Below are 20,243 nucleotides of genomic sequence, written 5' to 3' on the forward strand. Positions count from 1 at the left end.
GGCCGCCGGCCACCGGTAGCCGGTCCGTACGGACCGGTACACCTCCCAACAGAAGGAGCCCCTCATGATGGAGCACGACATCGACGCCCTGCAGGTCCTCCCCGCCGACCTGGCCACCGAGGACCTGGGCGAGGAGCACGCGGCCGCGCTCATCACCGCCTGCCGCATCCACTTCAGCGGCTGCTGAAGTCGGTAACGACTGAAGGGCGGGCCCCGAGCCCGCGCACAAGGAGGGGACCAGCCCGGGGGGCTGGTCCCCTCCTCGGTGCCGTACGGTCCGCTGCCGCCCTCCCGAGGCGCGGAGGAATCCGCTGGCCAAGATCATGCGGCTGTGACAGGTTCGACAGGTGACACCCCATGAAACCTCCCCCGCCGACGGCCTGGAGATCAGCACCCTCGCCGAGCGCCCGGAACTGACCGACCGGCTCTACGAGATCGCCGACGACTGGCCCGCTTTCATCCCGCACGAGCCGGTCGCCGGAGCCCTGCTGAGCCGGGTTCCCGCCGAGTTCCCGCAGTACTGCGTCGTGGCCACCGACGGCGACCGCGTCGTGGCCCGGGGTTTCGGCGTGCCCTTCGACGCGGCGTCGGACGGGCGTGAGGAGATGCCGGACCAGGGGTGGGACCGGGTCCTGGTGTGGGCGATGCGCGACCGGCGCGGCGGCGCCGCCGTGACCGCGGCCAGCGCGCTGGAGATCACCGTGGACCGCGCGTACCTCGGCCGCGGACTCTCCTACCGCATGCTGGCGGCCCTGCGCGGCGCGGCCGGGGCCCAGGGCCACCGGGACTTCCTCGCCCCGGTCCGCCCGACCGCCAAACACCTGCGGCCGCACCTGCCCATGGCGCAGTACGTACGGCTCGTGCGCGAGGACGGACTGCCGCAGGACCCGTGGCTGCGCGTGCACGTGCGCGCGGGCGGCGTCATCGAACGGATCGCCCCGGCGTCGATGACGGTCAGCGGCTCCTTGGACCAGTGGCGCACCTGGACCGGCCTCCCCCTCGAAGCGGACGGCGCGGTGGAGGTGCCCGGCGCGCTCGTCCCGCTGCGCTGCGACGCCGCGCACGGGTACGCGGTCTACGTCGAGCCCAACGTGTGGATCCGGCACGGCGCGGGACCCGCTGCGGCCGACGGCACCTGACGCGCCACCGACCCGCGTACGGGTCCCACCCCGCCCGGGGTCAGAAGCGGTCCGTGGCCGGCAGCGGGGGCAGCGGCGCGGCCCGACGCCCGTCCCGCGGCGGCGTGGTGGCCCGGCAGCGGACGTCCTGGGCCGGGAGCCGGCCCGTGGCCAGGTAACCGGTCACGGTCGCGGTCACGCAGGAGTCGGGATCGGCCAGGTACACGCCGTGGCCCTCGCCGCCCAGCGCCAGCGCCATCCGCGAGCCCTTCAACGCCCGGTGCAGCCCCTCGCCGCTGACCAGCGGGGTCTGGGAGTCCCACTCGTTCTGCACGGTCAGCACGTTCGCCCGGGTCCGCATCGGGGTCACGGCCTCCCGGGGCCGCTGCCAGAAGGCGCACGGCTTGATGTTGGACGAGAAGTCGCCGTACAGCGGGTACGCGGCCTTGTCCCGGACCGCGTCGCGCCGGTACTGCTCGGGGTCGCGCGGCCAACTGCCGCCGTCCCCGCAGATCACCGACCAGAAGACGGAGATGCCGTTGTCGGAGGCCGGCTCGCCCGCCGCCGACCGCGCGCCGGCGAGCGCGTCCCGCAGGGAGGGGACGGACGCGGGCGGCGGCGTCCCGTCGGCCGCCGCCTTGACCGCGGCGACCAGGGGGGCCGCCCGCGCCGGGGAGAAGAACAGCGCGCGGGCGGACCGGATCGTGTCACCGGTCAGCCTCTCGCCCTGGAACTCGATGGGGTCGCGGTCGGCCCGCGCCACCAGGTCCCAGAACGTCCGGGAGACCGCGGCCGGCGATGCGCCCAAGTGGTACGCGGCGTCGCGCTCGGCCGTCCACCGGGTCCACCGGGCGAAGGCGGGCTCGGCCTCGGTCGCCCAGGTCCGCAGCGCGCCCCGCCACACGCGCTGCGGGTCCACCCCGCTGTCCAGGACGAAGCGGTCGGTGCGGGCCGGGAAGAGCTGCGTGTACACCGCGCCGAGGTAGGTCCCGTACGAGTACCCCAGGTAGGAGATCTTCCGCTCGCCCAGCGCCGAGCGGATCGCGTCCATGTCGCGGGCGGTGTTGCGGGTGGTGAGGTACGGCAGGACCGCCCCCGCCTTCTCCCGGCACTTGTCGGCGACCGTACGCGCCCAGGCGACGTCGGAGGCGAAGGTCTCCGGGTGGTACGGCCGGTCGATGACCTGCTCGGCGACGCCCAGCCCGCAGGTGACCGGGCTGCTCGCCCCGACGCCGCGCGGGTCGAAGCCGATCAGGTCGTACTGGTCGCGGGCCTCCCGGGGCAGGACCTCGTGCAGGTCCAGCGGCAGACCCAGCCCGGAATCGCCCGGTCCGCCCGGGTTGATCAGCAGGACGCCGCGCCGCGCGGCGGGCTTCTCGCTCCTGACCCGGGAGATCGCGAGGTCGAGGGACGGGCCCCTGGGACGCGCGTGGTCGAGCGGGACCTTGAGGGTGGCGCACTCGTAGGCGGCCGGGCGGTCCGCGGCGCAGCGGTGCCAGGCGAGAGGGGCGGGCGGCAGGTCGGCGGCGCTCGCTCCGGTCGCGGACAGGAGCGGGACGGTGGTGGCGAGGAGTCCGGCGGCGGCGAGCAGGGGCGCGATGCGTGGGGTGCGCACGAGGAGCCGTTCCTTTCGGAGGAGTCGGTTCCCTGCCACCTTCGCGGACGGGCCGAGCGGGCGAATCATCCCGGAGCGTCGGTCCGTATCCACCGTGCGGACGAGCTCGGATCTGGACAATCGGCCGGAATCCGGCGGCGGTTGGTGGGGTGACCAGGGGGGTGGTGCCTCCCGGACTACCAGCTCGGGCCGCCCGGGACGGTGCGCCACCCGTCGTCGCCGTGCGGTTTCACCCGTCCCGGTGGAACCCGGGGCGGTCGGCGCGGGAAGAACCGATTCGCCGCTGGGCGTCGACATACGGTCCGCTGTGACCCCTCGCCGATCTTGAGGAGACCTTCAGTGAAGCTTCGCAGCGCCGTCACCGCCGGCCTGGCCGGGCTGGTGCTCGCCCTTGCCGTCCCGGGCTCAGCCTTCGCCGCGACCGGCGACTTCAGCTACACCTTCACCGACGACCGCGACCAGGTGCTGACCGTCGCCCTGCACGACCCGCGCAGCGAGGAGTGCGTCAACCTGCCCTACGTCGGCAGCGAGTGGGTCGAGGCGGGCCACACGCCGCACAACGCCACGGACGAGCTGGTGACCGTCTTCAAGGGCGCCGACTGCACCGGCCCGCAGTGGAACCTGCGCGCCCACGGCAAGCCGGCCACCGAGAACCTGAAGGTCCGCTCCGTGTACTTCCACGGCCGCCCGAGCTGACCCGCTCCGGCCCCGCTCCCACCGTCGCCCGCCCGCGGCGGGGGCGGGGCCGGCTCCCGTTCCCGTTCCCGTTCCGGACATAATGTCGGTCCGGATCATGAGGGAAGGAACGCCGATGAGCGACGGGGACGACACGGTCCTGGTGACCACCGAGGGCCGCACCGGCCGGATCACCCTCAACCGACCCGGAGCCCTCAACTCCCTCACCCGCCCCATGGTGCTGCGGATCTCCGCCGCGCTCACCGCCTGGGAGCACGACCCGCGGGTCACCCAGATCCTCGTCGTCGGCGCGGGGGAGCGCGGCCTGTGCGCGGGCGGCGACATCCGGGCGATCCACGCCGACGCCCGCGCGGGCGGCACGGCCTCGCTCGACTTCTGGCGCGACGAGTACCGGCTCAACGCCCGGATCGCCCGCTACCCCAAGCCGTACGTCGCCCTCATGGACGGCATCGTGATGGGCGGCGGGGTCGGGATCTCCGCCCACGGCAGCGTCCGCATCGTCACCGAACGCTCGCGCGTGGCCATGCCCGAGACCGGCATCGGCTTCGTCCCCGACGTCGGCGGTACCCACCTGCTGGCCCGGGCCCCGGGAGAACTGGGCACCCACCTCGCGCTCACCGGCGCGGCGGTCGGCGCGGCCGACGCGCTGCTGTGCGGGCTCGCCGACCACTTCGTGCCCGCCCGCCTCTTGCCGGAGATGGCCGAGGCCCTCGCCGCCGCGCCCGTGGCCGACGTACTGCCCCGGTACGCCGTCCCCGCCCCGGAGGGCGAACTGGCGCGGCAGCGGGAGTGGATCGACCACTGCTACGCCGCGGACACGGTCGAGGCGATCGTCGAGCGGCTGTCCCGGCACGGCGACCCGGAGGCGAAGCAGACCGCCGAGACGATCCTGGCCAAGTCCCCGACCGCGCTCAAGGTCACCCTGGCGGCCGTCCGCCGGGCCCGCGCCCTCGGCTCGCTGGAGCGGGTGCTGGAGCAGGAGTTCCGCGTGTCCGCCGCCGCCCTGCGCTCGCCCGACCTGGTGGAGGGCATCCGGGCCCAGGTCATCGACAAGGACCGCACGCCCCGCTGGTCCCCGGCCGAGCTGGCCGGGGTGTCCGACGCGGAGGTGGAGCGGTACTTCGCCCCGCTCGGCGCCGACCGCGAACTGCGCCTGGACGCGGAGTGAGCCGTACCGATCAGCGGTAGCCGGTGACGTCGGCCGGGCGCCCCGGGTCCTGTACCTCGACCATGTACCGCCAGGCGTCGGGGCGGCTCCCGTCGAGGTCCGTGAAGCCGTACACCCCGGCCAACTGGCCGCTGGAGAGCGACTGTCCGTTCCAGCGCGCCCGCTCGGGGTCGCCGGCCAGCGCCGCCACCGCCCGGCCCACGTACGACGGGGTCTCCGAGATCGCGAAGTGGGGCTGTTTCGCCAGGGCGTCCCGCCAGTTCGCCTCCGTCACCTCGAAGGCGTCGAGCATGATCTCCGAGCGCATCCAGCCCGGGGTGAGCGCCACCGCGCTCGCCCCGCGCGGCCCCAGCTCGTGCCCGAGCGCGAACGCCATCCGCAGCACGGACGACTTGGCCAGGTCGTAGAAGAAGGAGACCCGGTAGCGGCTCGCGTTGTACTCCGTCGTGCCGTCCGTCATCTCCACCACCAGGCCGCCCGGCTCGCGCAGCAGCAACGGCACCGCGAAGTGGCTGGTGACGGCGTGGGTCTCGACCGCGAGCCGCAGCAGCCGCAGCCCCTTGTCCAGATCGTGCTCCCACACCGGGCTCTCCCACTCGAAGAGCCGCTCCGCGCCCCAGATGTCGTTGACGAGCACGTCGAGGCGGCCCTGCTCGGCGTCGATCCGGCCGACCACCGCCTCGACCTGCTCGGGCACCAGGTGGTCCGCGACGATCGCGATGCCCTTCCCACCGGCCGCCGTGACCAGCTCGGCGGTCTCCTCGATGGTCTCGGGCCGGTCGTACTCCGAACGCCTGCCCCGGGTGCTGCGCCCCGTCACGTACACGGTGGCGCCGCGCGCGCCCAGTTCCACGGCGATGCCACGACCCGCGCCCCGGGTCGCCCCCGCGACGAGGGCGACCCTTCCCGCCAGCGACCCGGGCACCGATGCCAGTGATTGCGTCATGCCGGGAGCCTACGGCGCCGCGCCGCCGCCGGGCGGCCGGCTCGGCCGCGCGAAGGGCAGGGGGCGCGTACGGAGCCTCAGGCGCCGGCGCCGAGGGCCTCGATGATCTCGGCGGTGGAGCTGACCCGGCCCAGGCGCGGGAAGATCTTGCCGAAGGAATGCGCGTGCGAGTCCGCGTCCGTGTCGGTGGTGGCGTCCTCGGCGAAGACCACGGCGTAGCTGTTCTCCCAGGCCGCGCGGGCCGTGGATTCGACACCGATGCTGGTGGAGATGCCCGCGAGGACGATCCGGGTGATCCCGCGACGGCGCAGTTGGAGGTCCAGCTCGGTGCCGGTGAAGGCGCCCCAGTGGCGCTTGGTGATGCGGATGTCGCCCTCGGCGGCGAGCGCGGGCGAGATCTCGCTGAAGGCGGCGGGCGGGGCGGCGAGCGGACCGGGCCGGTCGGTCGCGGCGACCGGCAGATCGCCGCCGTCGGCGGACCAGGCGACGTTGACCAGGACCACCGGGAGCCGCTGGGCGCGGAAGGCCCGGGCGAGTTCGACGGACTTGGCGAGGACCTCGTCGCCGGGGCGTGCGGTCGGCAGGGCCAGGATGCCCTGCTGGAGGTCGATCAGGACGAGGGCGGTGTGCGCGTCCAGCAACAGGTCGCTCATGAGGATCTCGGTTCCTTCTCGTGGTCGGGGATCGGTCGGGGATCGATCGGGTGGCCGACGGCGCTCAGCCTTCGGCGAGCCGTTTGAGCAGGCCGATCGCCTCGCGCAGGGTCGCGCGCTCGGCTTCGCTGAGGCGCTCGGCCAGCAGTTCGGCGAGGCGTTCGTACCCGGCTTTCCCGCGCTCACGGACGGTGTCACGGCCGCTCTCGGTCAGCGCGATGATCTGCCGCCGTCCGTCGGTGGGGTCGGCGCTGCGCTCGACGTAGCCGGCCGCGCGCAGCGCATTGACCGTGGCGATCATCGACTGCGGTCGGATCCGTTCGGCCCGGGCCAGCTCGGCGGCGGTCGCGGGGCCGTGACGGTCGAGCTGTTTGAGCGCCGCCACCTGCGACAACGACAAGCCTTCGGAGGCGGCGACCCGCATCTGACGCACCACCATGCGCACGGCGAGCTGGAGGTCCTCGGCGGTCTCCCGCAGTTCCCGCGGCTCCCGCTGTTCGTCAGCCATGCCGCAACCGTAGGTGATCGACAGGTAAACTGACAAGTTTGCCTGTCGATCGCATGCCGGTCGGGTGGCCGGAACGGCTGTCTTTCCGCGCCCGGCGTGCGCCGGATAGACCTGCGGCCATGACGGCATCGGACATGACGAGCTTCGACGAGGTCTACGGACTGCCGGACCCGCGCGGGTACTTCGCCCAACTGGGCCCGTACGACTACCGCGCGCCGCACCACGGGCAACGGGTCTTTCGAGAACTGATCGGTGAACTACCGCCACAGGAACGGGTGATGCTCGACATCTGTTGCTCCTACGGGATCAACGCGGCACTGGTCAACCACGACGTGACCCTCGACGAGCTCTACCAGCGCTACACCTCCACCAAGGCCGCCGAGCTCAGCACCGGCGAACTCATCGAGTGGGACCGCGAGTTCTACGCCTCCCGACGGCTGCCCGAAGCCGTCGGATCCATCGGCATCGACGTGTCGCGGCCCGCCGTGGCGTACGCGCTCGCCGTCGGGCTCCTCGACGAGGGCTACTGCGAGGACCTGGAGAGGGGCGAGCCGGGCGAGGAGTTGAGCCGGGCCGCCGGTGGGGTCGGTCTGATCACCGTCACCGGCGGGGTCGCCTTCCTCACCGAGCGGACCTTCGGCCGGCTTCTCTCCGCCGTCGGCCACCCAGTGCCGGTGGCCGCCTTCGTGCTGCGCACCTGCGACTTCGGGGGCGTCGTCGCCCGGCTGGAGGAGCACGGGCTGAGCGTCGAGCGCAGCGACGCGACCTACCCGCAACGTCGCTTCACGGACGAGGGCGAGCAGCGGCGCGCGGTCGATACCGTCACGGCGCTCGGCGAGGACCCGACGGGCAAGGAGAGCGAGGGCTGGTACCACTCCCGGCTCTACGTCGGACGCTGACCGGGGCCGGAGCCGGAGCCGGGCGCCCCGCGGGGCCCCGAGCGGGGGCGGGGGAGCGCGGCGAGGGTGCCGAGCGCGACCACGGACAGCAGGAGGGCGGCGGCCGCCGCGGCGACGGCGGGGCCGGGTCCCCACAGGGTCCAGACCCCGCCGAAGAGCAGGGATCCCGCGAAGCGCGCCAGGGCCTGCACGGTCTGGAGCGCCGCGAGCCCGGTGGTACGGGCCTCCTCCGGCAGGAGGGGGCCCGCGGCGGCCATGAGCACGCCGTCGGTCGCCGCGTAGAACAGGCCGACCAGCGCGAGCACGCCCGCGACGAGCGCGGCCACGGCGACCGGTGACCCCGCCGGCGCGGGCGCGAGCAGGAGCAGACAGGCCCCCGCCAGCAGCACGTGCCCGCCGAGGAAGACCCGGTGGCGCCCGACGCGGTCGGCGAGGCGCCCCATCGGCAGCGCGCCGAGCAGGAAGGCGACCGCGGTACCCGCCGCGAGCAAGGGGAAGGAGGTGTAGGGGAGTTCGAGGCGGCGCTGGAGCAGGAGGTACACGAAGGCGTCGCCGACCGTGAACAGGCCGAGCAGGGCGGCCGCGGCGCACAGGCGGCGCAGCCCCGGGATCCGCAGCAGGCTCCGCAGCGCGGCCGGGGGAGCGCCGGCGGGGAGCCGCGGCGCCGGATCCGGGCTCTCGCGCACGAACAGCGCGAGCAGGACGACGCCCAGCGCGGCGGCGCAGAAACTGACGGTGAAGACGGCCCCGTAGCCGTCCGCGGCCAGCCACAGCACCCCGAACGCCACCAGTGGCCCGAGCAGCGCCCCCGCGGTGTCCATGGCCCGGTGCACGCCGAAGGCCCGGCCCTGTTCCCGCGGCGCACAGGACAGCGAGATCAGCGCGTCGCGCGGAGCCGTGCGCACCCCCTTGCCCGTGCGGTCGGCGGCCAGCACCGCCGCCACCTGCCACGGGGTGGTGACGGCGAGCAGGGCCGCCTTGCACAGGGCGGAGAGGGCGTACCCGGCGCCCGCGACGAGCTTGCGGCGCCGGGTGCGGTCGGCGATCCGGCCCCCGGCCAGCCGGAACAGGGCGGTGGCGCCCTGGTTCAGGCCGTCCAGGGCGCCGAAGGCCAGCGGGGACATGCCGAGCCCGGCCACCAGGTACAGCGGCAGGACGGCGGTGACCATCTCCGCGGAGACGTCCGTGACCATGCTGACCAGACCGAGCGCGAGGACGGTGGCGGGCACGGGCCGCCGCCGGGTCGCCGCGGGTGCGGGCAGGCCCCGGGCGGCGTCCGCGGCGCGGCCGGTCGACAGGTACACGCGGGGGCTCCCTAGAACCAGTTGACGGTGAGGGGGAAGGTGGTGGTGGCGCTGGTGGGGGTGGTGTCGGTGGCGGTGGCGGTGATCCGGGTGGTTCCGCTGCTCCAGGGTTTGCCGGTGATGCGGCCGGTGGTGGTGTCGAGGGTGAGGCCGAGGGGCAGGCCGGTGGCGCTCCAGCGGATCGGGGCGCGGCCGCCGGTGGCGGTCAGTTGGAGGGTGCAGGTCTGGTTGAACTTGCAGGTCTGCGGGCCGGGGTCGGTGACCTTGAGGTCACCCGAGGTCGGGGTGGGGGTCGGGGTAGGGGAAGGGGTCGGGGTGGGAGTCGGCGTCGGGGTCGGCGTGGGCGTGGGGTCGGTGCCCGCCGCGAAGACCTCGCTGATCGGCTGGACGTTGGCGGAGTTCCCCGCGTGGGTGGTGCTCCCCGCCAGGTCCTCCAGGGTGCGCAGGAGGTGGTGGTGGCTGTAGGCGGTGGCGTACCGGCCCGCCTTCACCTGGGCGCCGTAGAAGACGGTCGCGATCTGGTTCGAGCCGAGGTAGTTGTCCTCGTCCCAGGTCAGCACCAGCAGGCTGTTGTTGGCCTTCGCCCACTGCGCGTAGCCGTCCAGCCCGTTCTTCGTCCAGGTGTCGCCCGTACCGACCGCGCAGTCGTGCATGTCGTTGCACAGGTTGGGCACGACGAAGGACAGCCGCGGCAGCGCGCCGTAGTTCCCCTTGGGGAACTGGGCCCAGGTCTTCCCGGTGTTCAGCGGTACGTTCTTGAACGCGAACCACGGGTTGTGCTTCTGCGCGTACTTCCCGCTCGAACAGGTGGTGGACCCCTCGGCGGGCAGGTCCTCGTTGTACGTCGCGAAGGTCTTCCCCGCCGCGATGACCTCCTGGCCCAGATTGGCCGCGGTCATGGACTGCGCGGTGTAGCAGCCGTCGCCGGTGATGCCCTGGGTGGCCCCGGAGAAGAGGTTGAAGTAGTTCGGTTGGCTGGGGTGGGTCAGCGCCTTCATGCCGGTCAGGCTCGCGCCGCCGTTCGCCAGCTGGTTGATGTAGGGCGCGCCGGAGTTGCCGATGATGTCGCCGTACTGCTTGTTCTCGAAGACGACGACCACCACGTGGTCGTAGGCGGGGAGCGCGGCAGCGGCGGCGGAACCCACCTCGGCGGCCTGTGAGTTGGCCACGGTGAACGCTCCGAGCAGGCCGAGCGCGGCGAGCGCCGCGCCGAGCCCGGACCAGCGGGCCCGCGAGGTCCGGACCCCGGGTCGGGGCACGACGCTCGGTGAACGTCTGGGGGTGGTGACGGTTTCGGGCATGGACGGGTCTCCTTCGTGAGTGGTGGTGGCGACGGGCGACTCTCGTGCTCCGGTCATTCCTCGCGCCGGGCCGCACCGGCCACGGCGATGTTCAGGAACCGCGGCGCGGGCCGGTCGCGCGCGCGGAACTCCGCCGCCACCGCCGCCCGTACGTGCGCCACGCGCTCCTCGGGCAGCCGCAGCAGCACCGCCCGCCCCGGGCGGGCGCCCGGCTGCCAGACGTCCAGGGCCCCGGCCCGCCGCGCGCCGGCCGCGGCCCGGTCCCGGTCCGCCGCCCGATCGGCGGGCGCCCCGCGCAGGGCGACCAGCACCAGCCGGCTCCCCGACCCGGCGGGGTCGAAGGCGACGTGGCGCGGGGGCCCGTCGGCGTCCGGCCCGGCGGCGGGCCGCAGGGCGTGGCCCGGCCGGGCGAAGAGCACGGCCCGGCGCAGCGCGTCGTCCCCGTCCGGCAGCGCCCGCGCCAGCAGCCGGCCGAGGCCCGCCCGCGGCGGCTCCGCGGTCGGGTCGGCCCGCAGGTGCGCGTCGGCCACCGCCAGCGCGACCGCGCAGTCCGCCGGTTCCGCGACGGCCAGGCCGGCGGCCGCCGTGAGCGAGCCCTGCACGTGCAGGTCGGTCCCGCCGCGCCCGTACCCCGCGAGGGCCAGGGCCCGCAGCAGGGCGTAGGGCCGCTCGGCCCAGGCCGGAGCGGTGGCCGGTGCCCCCGACAGGGCCAGTGGCAGATCGCAGCCGTGCGCGGGATGGCTCAGTGAGCTGAGCCGTACGACGCCGTCCTCGCGGGGCGCCGCCGCGGCGGCCACCGGCCACCCGGCCGCCGCGACCAGTCCCGACGCACCGAGACGGAAGGCGTGCGGGGCGCTCCACACGGCGGTGGGCGGCCTGCCGTGCGCCGCCTCCAGGGCGTAGGCGACGAGGCGGAACAGCGGGTCGGCGGTGGCGCTGCGGGCCAGGTCCGGCCCGCCCGCCACGCCGGTCATCGCCCGGCTCCCGGGGCGTCGGGCGCGGGGTGGTCCTTGCGCGCCAGCATCCGGTAGGCGTTGCCGCCGTCGCCGCGGCGGGCGGCGGCGCTGCGGACCGCGTCGAGCACCGCCGCGCCGGCGAAGCAGGGCAGCGCGGCCGCCCGGACCACGTGGCGCAGGGCCCGGCGGCCCCGTGGGACGGCCGGCGACCAGGGGCTGTCGGGATCCGGGGCGAGCCGGGTCACCGTGAGCGCCACCACGCCCAGGAAGTCGTTGCCCTGGTGCGCCGGCCCGTGCTCCTCGGCCAGCACGGTGAACCCCCGCTCGGCCAGTGCCCCGCGCAGGTTCGCCGCCGGGATCAGGTGCTGGTGCTGGGGCTGGAACCAGGGCAGCCAGGCCGGGCCGAGCAGCCGTGCCATCCGGGAGGTGGGGTCCGGCAGTTCGATGGCCAGGTGCCCGCCGGGCGCGAGGACATCGCGGGCGGTGTCCAGCTCGGCGTAGGGGTCCCGGGTGTGCTCCAGGTAGTGGTACATGCTGACCACCTCGTACTGGCCCGCCAGTTTCGCCGCGAACTCCGGGAACTGGCCCTGGAACCCGACGTCCACCCACCCGCGGCGCTCCGCCTCGCGGACCCCGTCACCCATGTCCAGCCCGTCGAACCGGGTCCGCGGCCAGACGGACCGCGCCGCGTTGCAGAAGTGGCCGTGCCCGGTGCCGACGTCGAGCCAGGAGCCGGGACCGGCCGGCCCGACGTGCGGGCGCAGCATGTCGGCGCGGTCCCGGTAGGTGCCTCCCATGCTGCCGAAGACCGTGCCCGCGCCCTCGCCGCCCCGGCCGTCGTAGAAGTCCCGGTAGTAGAACTCCAGCCCCTCCGGGGTGAGTCGGGGATTCTGGAAGACGTGACCGCAGTCCCCGCACTGCTCCAGGACGAACCGGCCCGGCTTGCCCTGGAGCAGGTCGGGCACCGTGACCCGGACGGTGAGCCGCCCCGACCCGCACCAGGGGCAGTCGGCGCGGCGCGCTTCGAGGAACCGGTCGGTCCCGGCGGCGAGTTCGCGCCCGTAGTGGTCGCTGCGGGCGTGGTGGTCGGCGTCCCGGATCCCGTGCGCGTCGGCCTCGCCGGTGGTCGCGGCGGCGAGGGCGGTGCGCAGGGCGGCGTCGAGCGAGCGCAGGGGACGGGCGGCGGTGTCCCGGGCCAGCGCGGCGGGCCGCAGGGGTCCGGCCGGGCCGCCCAGGACGGCGTAGGGCTGGAGCCAGTACAGCCCCGCCGCCACCTTGCCCCACGGACCCCGGCGCAGCGACGCCCAGGCGAGCAGGGCCAGCCCGGCGAACTGCGCCGCGGCCAGCGGTCCCGGCGCCAGCCCGTGGGCGCGCAGCTCGGCGGCGCCGGCCCGCCGTGGCCCCGGACCGCAGGACAGGCCCGGGGCGACCGCCATCGAGGTGGCGTCCGGGGCGTACTCCTTCAGCGTGCGGACGAGGGCGACCAGCCGTGCCGGGTCGGTCCCCGCCGCCGGGTCGAGGTCGAGCCCGGCCCGGGCGAGCACCTCCTCGGCGACCAGGACGGCGTAGCCGGCCCCGCGCCCCTGGGCGAGCCGGTCGCCCCGGTACCCGGCCGGGTCCACCAGCCGTAGGAGGCCCAGGGCGGATTCGGCGCCCAGGTCGGCCGGGAGCAGGTCCAGGACGCGCAGCCCCTCCCGCTCGGCGTGGGCGCAGGCGCTGAGGAAGGTGGCGGAGTCGGGCTCGACCCCGCGCGCCGTGAACAGCCGCCACCCGGCGGGCCGCGGCACCCCGACCGCGGCCGGGCCGCCGGCCAGGACGGGGAGGGATCCGAGCCGGCGGCGGGCGCGCACGGTGCCCGCGCCGAGGGCCGCGATCAGCAGCACGGGGGCCCAGGGCGCGCGGGCCGCGGAGCGGGGCGTGACGATCGGCTTCACAGCGTCTTCTCCAACCGGTCGGCCGCGGCGGCGGCTCCGCCCGCCGCGGCGAAGGAGGCCTGGATGCGTCGGGCGGCCCGGCGGGGGCCGGGTTCGTCCAGCACGGCCGTCAGCGCGTCGCGCACCTCTTCGGCCCGGGCCCGGCCGAACCGCACCCGCACCCCGGCGCCCGCGTCGGTGACCTGGCGGGCCACGATCGGCTGGTCGTCCCGGATCGGCGCGACCACCAGGGGCAGCCCGTGCGCGAGGGCCTCGCACACGGTGTTGTGGCCCGCGTGGCAGACCACCGCGTCCAGGTGCGGCAGCAACTCCAGCTGCGGCACGCGCTCCTGGAGCAGCACGGTGTCGAACGGTGGCGCCCCGCCGGGAGCGTGTGGCCGCGGCTGCCCGGGCAGCCGCCCCACCAGCTCGGCGGGCGCGGCCAGGACCAGCTGCACCGAGTCGCCCAGCCGTTCGGCCGCGCCCAGCACGGCGGCGTAGAAGCGGGCGCCCGCCGCGCCGTTGAGCGTCCCGAGGGACACCAGGACGCGCCGCCGGTCCGGATCGAGTCGCCGCCAGGGGAAGTCGGGCCCGGCCGGGCGCGCCCCGAAGGCCGGCCCGACGAACGCGTAGTGGCCGGGGAAACCGCCCTGCGCGCCGATGAGTTCCGGTGTGGAGAAGACCAGGACGAGCCGGTCCGAGAAGCGCGGGTCCCAGCCCGCCGCCCCGTCGCCGCCGCGGGCGCCCCCGCCCGTCGCGGGGTCGGCCCCCACCTCGGCCAGCAGGCCCGCGATCTGCCGCGCCACCCACTCCCCGACCCGCGGGAACCCCTCGAAGGGGCGGGCGAACTCGGCCGACGTACTGGCCGAGGTGACCCAGGGCACGCCCAGGCGGCGCGCCACCACCGGCCCGGCCAGGGCCTGTTGATCGGCGACCAGCAGGTCCGGCCGGAAGTCGCGGACCGCCCGCTCCACCCCCGGCGCCATCGCCCGGGCCAACGGCACCAGGGCCTCCTCCCAGAGGAAGCGCAGCGCGCCGACCCCGCGCAGGTCGCGCCAGCGCTCGTGCAGATCGGCGTACCCGCCACCGCCCGCGGAGCCCGACCCGGACGCGGCCGCGTCCCCGGCGGGCAGGACGCGGGCGCGCTCGGGCAACAGGGCGGCCAGTGCCGCGCCCGGCCCCGTCCAGGCGACCTCGTGCCCGCGGGCCGCGAGCTCCGCGCCGACGGCGGCCGTCGGATTGACGTGCCCCGCCAGCGGCGGGACCACGAAGAGCACCCTCATCGGACCAGCGCTCCCGTCCGGAGCGCCGCGACCTCGTCGAGGTGGGCGAGTACGGACTTGCGCAGGGCCCCGCTGCTCTCCTTGAGCACGTCGTGCCCGAGGCCCGGCAGGATCTCCACGCGGCAGGGGCCCGTCGCGTGTTCGGCCAACTCCAGTACTCCCGGCACCAGTTCGGAGTGCTCGCCGCAGACCGCGAGCACCGGGCAGCGCAGCCGCGCGTAGTCGGCCGGGGTGAACACCCGCCCCGCCGCGACGTCGTCGATCAGCGTGGTGCGGTTGAGGAGTCCATCGGCGATCGAGGTCAGGGCGGCCGCCTTGCGCAGCCGCAGCGCGCGCAGTTGGGCGGGCACCGCGCTGTCCTCCAGGCTCAGCGCGGCGGCCGACAGCGTGTCCACCATGTTCTCCACCCAGGCGCCGCTCAGTGGCGGTTCGAGCAGGGTGAGACCCGCGACGAGGTCGGGCCGGGCGAGCGCGGCGTGCACGGCGAGCGTGCCGCCGTAACTGTTGCCGACCAGGTGGACGGATCGGTGCGCCAGACCGAGGGCGCCGAGCAGGGCGACCAGGTCGCGCACGGCCGTACCGCTGTCGTACCCCGAGGGCGGCCGCCCGGTGCGGCCGTGGCCGCGCAGGTCGTAGAGGACCACCTCGTGGCCGGAGCGGGCGACGGGCACGGCGAGCGGGCAGTAGAAGGAGGAGAGGTTGTCGACGACCAGCCCGTGCAGGAAGACGACCACGGGCCGGTCCGCGGCGTCGGCGCCCGCGGCGGCGGGCAGTCGCTGAACGTGGAAGTCGACGGCGTCGGCGAGGACGTGTGCCACGGCGGCCTCAGCCGGCCGTGACGGGGCGCGCGGCGGCTCCGCCGGATCCGGCGGGCGAGCGGTGCGCGACGCGGCCGATGTGTGTGACGAGGTCGCCCAGGGACATGGCGAGGATGGCCTCCATGTCCTTCTCGGCGAGGAAGCCCATCAGGTCGACGTCGGCGCCGTAGCGCTCGTGGAGCTGCTCGGCGAGGGCGACGAACTCGATGCTCTCCAGGGCCAGGTCGTCGTTGAAGGTGGTGCCCATCGAGACCTCTTCCGCCAGCAGGAACTCGTCGCCGACGATCTCCACGAGCATGCCGGTGATCTCGGCGAGGATCTGGGCGTGGGCACGGGCCGCGCCGGATGCGTGACCGGGAGCGGGAGGGAGGGTGTGGCCGGGGACGGGGGCGTCAGATGCCATGGCTGAACTCCGTAGGGTGGGCGGGGGGACGGGGGGATCCGGTCGGGGGCGCGGTCCACGCCACGATGTGATCGAGGGGCGGGCCGCTCGGGGCGGGCAGTACCGCGGTCCGTACGAGCCGGGCGCGCCCGTCCGGGGCCAGCACCCGCAGCCCGTCGGGCTCCAGCGAGGTCACCCGCCACGCGCGTGGCCGGCCGGCCAGCCCGGTGCCCGCCGCCTTGGCCGCGGCCTCCTTGGCGCACCACAGCGCGGTGAGCGCGCTATCCGCACCGACGCCGTCCCGATCCGCCAACTGCCGCGCCAGCGACTCCTCTTCGGGCCCGAACGCGATCCGGAGCAGGGCGGCGGGGTCGGTGCTCACCGTCTCCACGTCGATGCCGACGGGGCCGGTGGGGTGCGCGAGGGCGACGGCGAGCCGGTCCTTGTGCGCGAGCGAGAGGTGCACTCCGGCGGCGAGCGGGCCCCCGGGCACCGGCCGCCCGCGCGTGTCGTTGCCGACGGGCACCTCGACCGGGAACACGGGACCCGCCCCGCCGTCCCACAAGAGCTGGCGCAGCGCGTCCTTGGCGGCGATCCGCCCCAGCAGCCAGGGGGCGCGGGCCCGCGGCGCGAGCCCCTCGTAGACGGCGCGTTCGGCCGCGCCGAGGTAGCGGCGCATGACCAGTTCCCGCGAGGCGGGGTCGGTCCAGCGACGCCGGGCCGCGCACCAGCCGCCGGGCTGGGGTTCGCCGATCCCACATACCTCCGGGGTGAACTTCATCGGCCACACCCGCTCGTCGGCGGCGAAGCGGCGGTACGTCCACCCCTCGATCCGGGCCCACAGGGCGCCGCGGGTCGCGCCCCCGGCCCGGCCGCCCGCGGCGTCGGGGGGCGGGCAGCGCAGCTCGACGTCGCCGAGCACGGTCAGGTCGCGGACCTCACGGACCCGGGCGACCGCCTCGACGAGCGTGCCGGGGGCGGGCGGGGGGCCGTAGAAGCGGATCCGCTCGATGGTGGCGGGGAAGACCAACCGGTCCACCGGGAGGCGCAGTTGCATCCAGTGACCGAAGAGCTGTCCGGCGGCGTCGAGCAACGCACCGGGGGCGGGGAGCGCGCGCAGCACGCCCCGGATGCCGTCCGCGGCCACCGCACCGACCTCGTGCACCCCGGCGAACCCCGGCCCGTGGAACATCCACCGGTCGCGGTAGAGCGCCCGCGCGCTCACCGGGGCCGGCTGCTCGCCGGTGAGCGGCCGGGGCCCGCCGGACTCCCGCGGGGCGGGCGGGCCGTCGTACCGCGTGCCGAGCAGCACGGTCAGCACGGCGCCGTCGCCGAGGGTGACGCGGACCCGGCCGGGCCCGTCCGAGCGCACGCCGACCTCGATCCGGACGGCGGGCTCGACGGCCAGCCAGCGCAGGGCCCGCACGTCCTCGTAGCCGAGCACCACGCTGCCGGCGGGCGCGGTGCGCAGGGCGGCGTCGGCCGCGAGCTCCAGCATGGTGGTCATGGGAACGACGGGGAAGCGGTCGGAGTCCTCGGGCCAGCCGGCGGGCTGCTCGTAGACGCAGTGGTCCCGGACGTACGGCAGTGTCTCCAGGGAGAGCGTGAGGGAGGCGGCCGGCTGCGGCTGCGGCCCGGGCGCCGGTGGGCGCCAGGCCTCGGTGACCGACCGGGCGGCGGCGCGGGCCTCGTCGAGGACCGCGTCCAGGGCGGACAGCAGGGCCGGGGCGGGTGTCGGATCCGTCGAGGGGCGCACGGGCCCGGGCGGGGCCGGGTCCGCCGCGCGGGCGGCCCCCGCGCCGGCCACCGGGGCCAGTAGCCCGCGGGCCGAGCCGCCGAGCCGGACCAGCGGCGAACCGAGGTCCAGCGGCGCCGCCCGCGCGGTGGCGGGTGGCGGAGCGGGCCGTTCCCCGCGTGGCTCCGTCGCCGGCTCGGCGAGTCGTTCCCAGCGCGGGGACAAGCCCTCCGCCCAGAGCGCGGCGGCCGTGCGGCGCAGCGCCGCCGTGCCCGTCAGCCGCGGGGCCGAGGTAGCGACCGCCAGGTGGGGCCGGTCGCGCAGGGTGTCCTCCACGAACCCGGGCAGGCTGCCGGGGCCCATGGCCACGAAGGCCCGCACGCCCGCCTCCTCGTACAGCCGCAGGGTCAGGGTCCGGAAATCGACCGGTTCCAAGAGGTGTCGCACCACCAACTCGCGCACCTCGCCCGGCGCGTGCGGGAAGGGGGCCCCGGTGGTCGCCGACCACACCGGCACGGTGGCGGGCGTCACCGGGAGCCGGTCGAAGGCGGCACGCACCTGGCCGAGGTACCGCTCCCACATCGGGGTGTGGAAACCGGACCGGAACGGCAGCTCCTGACCGAGCACCCCTTCCCGGGCCAGTCGCTCCAGCACCGCGGCGACCTGCGCCGGTTCACCGCAGATCACCGACTGGTGCGGGCAGTTGTCGTGGCTGACCACCACCCGGTCCGCACCGCGCAGGGCCGCCCCGGCCCGCTGCGCCCCGCAGCCGAGGGCGGCGTACACGAGGTCGGGGACGGTGAGCGAGCCGGGCCGCAGCGAGCCGAGGAAGTCGTCCACCGCCCGCTGCGGATACATCCCGGCGGCCACCATCGCCGCCCATTCGCCCAGGCTGTGACCCGCCAACACATCGGCCTCGATGCCCAGTTCCGGCAGTACGCGGGCGAAGAAGCGGCCGGTGGCGAGGGCGTCGAGGGCCCGTTCGATCAGTTCGCCGCCCCGGCCGAGCCGGGGCCGCTCCAGCGCGAAGCGGTCCGCCACGTCGTCGAGGACGGGCGTGAACTCCGGTTCCAGGCCCGGGAAGAGGAAGGCCACCCGGCCGCGGGGCGCGCCGTCGCGGGCCCCGGCCAGCAGCGGCTCGGGGGTGAACCACACGTCCCCGCGACCGCGCCAGGCCCGACCCCGCGCCAGCACCTTCGCGGCCAGCGCGAGCCGCTGCGGGGTCGGCCCGAGCACGGCGAGGCGGTACGGACCCCCCTGGTCCGCGCCGGCGTCCGCAGCCGGGCCCGCATCCCAGCCCGCAGCCGGGCCCGCGGCCCGTCCCGCGGCCCCGTCCGGGGCCGGGCCGGACCGGGTCGCCGCCGCGAGCAGCTCCGCCAGCCGCTCCGGGGTGCCCGCGCCCAGCAGGAGTACGCCGTCCCGCCCGCCGCGGTCACCGGCGGCCGGGGCGTCCGCCGACCCCCGGCCGGCCGATCCCCCCGCGGCGGGGCCCGCGCCGAGCGGCAGGAACCGGCGCCCGGGAACCGCGCGCCGGGTGGCCGCCGCCCCCGGCGCCTCCTCCAGCACCACGTGCGCGTTGATCCCGCCGAAGCCGAAGGCGTTCACGCCCGCCCGCCGGGGCGCCGCGCCCCGCTCCCACGGCTCGGCCGCCGTCACCGGGCGCATCCGGGTGCGCGCGAGGGCCTCGTGCGGCTCCTCCAGGTGCAGGGTCGGCGGCAGCACCCCCTCGTGCACCGCGAGCGCCGCCTTGATCAGGCCCGCCATGCCCGAGGACTGCATCGTGTGCCCGAGCATCGACTTCACCGAGCCGAGCCCCACCGGCCGGCGCCCGGCCCCGGGCGGTCCGAACACCCGGGCCAGCGTGTCGATTTCCGCGGCGTCCCCCACCGGGGTGCCGGTGCCGTGCGCCTCCAGCAGGCCGAGCGCGTCGGCGGCCAGCGGGTCCAGGCCGGCCTCCCGCCAGGCCCGCTCCAACGCCCGTACCTGCCCCTCGACCAGGGGGCTCATCAGGCTCGCCGCCCGGCCGTCCCCGGCCACCCCGGTGCCGCGGACCACGGCGTAGATCCGGTCGCCGTCCCGCTCCGCGTCCGCGAGCCGCTTGAGCACGACCACCCCGGTGCCCTCCGACAGCAGGGTGCCGTCCGCCCGGCGGTCGAAGGGGCGGATCCGCTCGCTCGGGCTGAGCGCGCGCAGCTGGGTGAACACGCTCCACAGCGTGGCGATGTGGCAGTGGTGGGCGGCGCCCGCGACCACCAGGTCGCACCGCCCGCCCGCCAACAGCGCCACGGCCTGGTCCACCGCCAGCAGCGAGGAGGCGCAGGCGGCGTCCAGGGTGTAGGCGGGGCCGCGGAAGTCCAGCCGGTTCGCCGTCCGCGCCGCGGTGAAGCTCGGCACGAGCCCGATGGAGGCGTCCGGGCGCTCCGGGCCCAGGGCGTCCTGGAAGGCGGCGCGCACCTCGGCGATCCGCCGCTCACCGAGATCGGGCGCCAGCTCGCGCAGGGTCTGCGCCAACTGGTGGGCGGTGCGCACGCGTTGGTCGAGCCGGGCGGTGGCGACCCCCATGAAGCCGCCGCGCCCGAGCACCATCCCGATCCGGGACCGGTCGGCGGGCAGCCGGTCGTCCCCGCCCGCGTCCGCGATCGCCTCGGCCGTCGCGTGCAGGGCGAGCAACTGGTCGGGCTCGGCGCCCTCGACGGCTGCCGGCATGATGCCGAACCGGGTCGGGTCGAAGGTCGCCAGCCCGTCCACGAAGCCGCCCCGGCGGCAGTAGAACCGGTCGCCGACCGCGGGCCCCTCGGCACCCGACGGGTCGTAGTAGACCTCCGGGTCCCAGCGGTCCGGGGGCACGTCGCCGATGGCGTCCGTACCGGCGAACAGGTTGCGGCGGTAGGCGGACAGGTCGGCGGAGCCGGGGAAGACGGCGCCCATGCCGACGATCGCGGCGTCCG

The 20,243-nt window shown here is 75.9% G+C and carries 17 protein-coding genes; 5 read left to right on the forward strand and 12 right to left on the reverse strand.

Annotated features, from left to right (window positions below):
* Positions 1–64 precede the first annotated feature (64 nt).
* Complete coding sequence (locus tag ACZ4UB_RS10870) at positions 65–187, forward strand: ALQxL family class IV lanthipeptide (RefSeq protein WP_467957720.1); 123 nt, start codon at positions 65–67, stop codon at positions 185–187.
* 160 nt (positions 188–347) lie between these two features.
* Positions 348–1,139, forward strand: a complete 792-nt coding sequence (locus ACZ4UB_RS10875; RefSeq protein ID WP_468069737.1) for an N-acetyltransferase — start codon at positions 348–350, stop codon at positions 1,137–1,139.
* Between the two features lie 40 nt (positions 1,140–1,179).
* Here ACZ4UB_RS10875 and ACZ4UB_RS10880 read toward each other — a convergent pair whose 3' ends face one another.
* Positions 1,180–2,733 carry an alpha/beta fold hydrolase gene (locus ACZ4UB_RS10880; RefSeq protein ID WP_468069738.1) on the reverse strand — a complete coding sequence of 518 codons (1,554 nt, stop codon included), beginning with the start codon at positions 2,731–2,733 and terminating at the stop codon, positions 1,180–1,182.
* A 339-nt stretch (positions 2,734–3,072) separates the two neighbouring features.
* Between ACZ4UB_RS10880 and ACZ4UB_RS10885 the strand changes: the two genes are divergently transcribed.
* Positions 3,073–3,429 carry a hypothetical protein gene (locus ACZ4UB_RS10885; RefSeq protein WP_468069739.1) on the forward strand — a complete coding sequence of 119 codons (357 nt, stop codon included), beginning with the start codon at positions 3,073–3,075 and terminating at the stop codon, positions 3,427–3,429.
* 115 nt (positions 3,430–3,544) lie between these two features.
* Positions 3,545–4,597, forward strand: coding sequence for an enoyl-CoA hydratase/isomerase family protein (locus ACZ4UB_RS10890; RefSeq protein ID WP_468069740.1), 1,053 nt, complete (start codon positions 3,545–3,547; stop codon positions 4,595–4,597).
* Positions 4,598–4,607: 10 nt separating this feature from the next.
* On the opposite strand, the gene ACZ4UB_RS10895 is transcribed toward ACZ4UB_RS10890, so the two are convergent.
* The 3 genes from ACZ4UB_RS10895 to ACZ4UB_RS10905 all read right to left on the reverse strand — a co-directional run bounded on the left by ACZ4UB_RS10895 (position 4,608) and on the right by ACZ4UB_RS10905 (position 6,704).
* Positions 4,608–5,543 (reverse strand): SDR family oxidoreductase, encoded by a 936-nt coding sequence (locus tag ACZ4UB_RS10895; protein ID WP_468069741.1) that lies wholly within the window; start codon positions 5,541–5,543, stop codon positions 4,608–4,610.
* Between the two features lie 77 nt (positions 5,544–5,620).
* Entirely contained in the window at positions 5,621–6,196 is a 576-nt protein-coding gene (locus tag ACZ4UB_RS10900; protein WP_468069742.1) for a hydrolase, read from the reverse strand.
* 64 nt (positions 6,197–6,260) lie between these two features.
* On the reverse strand, positions 6,261–6,704 hold the full coding sequence (locus ACZ4UB_RS10905; protein ID WP_468069744.1) for a MarR family winged helix-turn-helix transcriptional regulator: 444 nt from the start codon (positions 6,702–6,704) through the stop codon (positions 6,261–6,263).
* Between the two features lie 119 nt (positions 6,705–6,823).
* Here ACZ4UB_RS10905 and ACZ4UB_RS10910 point away from each other — a divergent pair, with 119 nt between their 5' ends.
* The gene (locus tag ACZ4UB_RS10910) at positions 6,824–7,603 is read left to right on the forward strand and encodes a hypothetical protein (protein ID WP_468069746.1); all 780 of its coding nucleotides are present in this window, start codon (positions 6,824–6,826) and stop codon (positions 7,601–7,603) included.
* Here ACZ4UB_RS10910 and ACZ4UB_RS10915 read toward each other — a convergent pair.
* From ACZ4UB_RS10915 to ACZ4UB_RS10950, 8 genes are read right to left on the reverse strand one after another with little or no spacing between them, the layout of a single operon-like run.
* A complete protein-coding gene (locus ACZ4UB_RS10915) occupies positions 7,588–8,907 on the reverse strand; it encodes an MFS transporter (protein WP_468069748.1) in 1,320 nt (439 codons plus the stop codon). The two genes, ACZ4UB_RS10910 and ACZ4UB_RS10915, sit on opposite strands and share 16 nt — an antisense overlap.
* Before the next feature lie 11 nt (positions 8,908–8,918).
* On the reverse strand, positions 8,919–10,208 hold the full coding sequence (locus ACZ4UB_RS10920; RefSeq protein WP_468069750.1) for an alkaline phosphatase family protein: 1,290 nt from the start codon (positions 10,206–10,208) through the stop codon (positions 8,919–8,921).
* 53 nt (positions 10,209–10,261) lie between these two features.
* Entirely contained in the window at positions 10,262–11,182 is a 921-nt protein-coding gene (locus tag ACZ4UB_RS10925) for a galactokinase (RefSeq protein ID WP_468069752.1), read from the reverse strand.
* A complete protein-coding gene (locus tag ACZ4UB_RS10930) occupies positions 11,179–13,098 on the reverse strand; it encodes a methyltransferase domain-containing protein (protein WP_468069753.1) in 1,920 nt (639 codons plus the stop codon). The genes ACZ4UB_RS10925 and ACZ4UB_RS10930 overlap by 4 nt, the downstream gene beginning before the upstream one ends.
* Positions 13,095–14,360, reverse strand: a complete 1,266-nt coding sequence (locus tag ACZ4UB_RS10935; protein WP_468069754.1) for a glycosyltransferase — start codon at positions 14,358–14,360, stop codon at positions 13,095–13,097. Before ACZ4UB_RS10935 ends, ACZ4UB_RS10930 begins: the two co-directional genes overlap by 4 nt.
* Positions 14,357–15,178 carry an alpha/beta fold hydrolase gene (locus ACZ4UB_RS10940; protein WP_468069755.1) on the reverse strand — a complete coding sequence of 274 codons (822 nt, stop codon included), beginning with the start codon at positions 15,176–15,178 and terminating at the stop codon, positions 14,357–14,359. Before ACZ4UB_RS10940 ends, ACZ4UB_RS10935 begins: the two co-directional genes overlap by 4 nt.
* Before the next feature lie 7 nt (positions 15,179–15,185).
* The gene (locus ACZ4UB_RS10945) at positions 15,186–15,581 is read right to left on the reverse strand and encodes an acyl carrier protein (protein WP_468069757.1); all 396 of its coding nucleotides are present in this window, start codon (positions 15,579–15,581) and stop codon (positions 15,186–15,188) included.
* Positions 15,571–20,223, reverse strand: coding sequence for a beta-ketoacyl synthase N-terminal-like domain-containing protein (locus ACZ4UB_RS10950; RefSeq protein WP_468069949.1), 4,653 nt, complete (start codon positions 20,221–20,223; stop codon positions 15,571–15,573). Before ACZ4UB_RS10950 ends, ACZ4UB_RS10945 begins: the two co-directional genes overlap by 11 nt.
* Positions 20,224–20,243 lie beyond the last annotated feature (20 nt).

The organism is Streptomyces sp. NPDC028419, assembly GCF_055565515.1.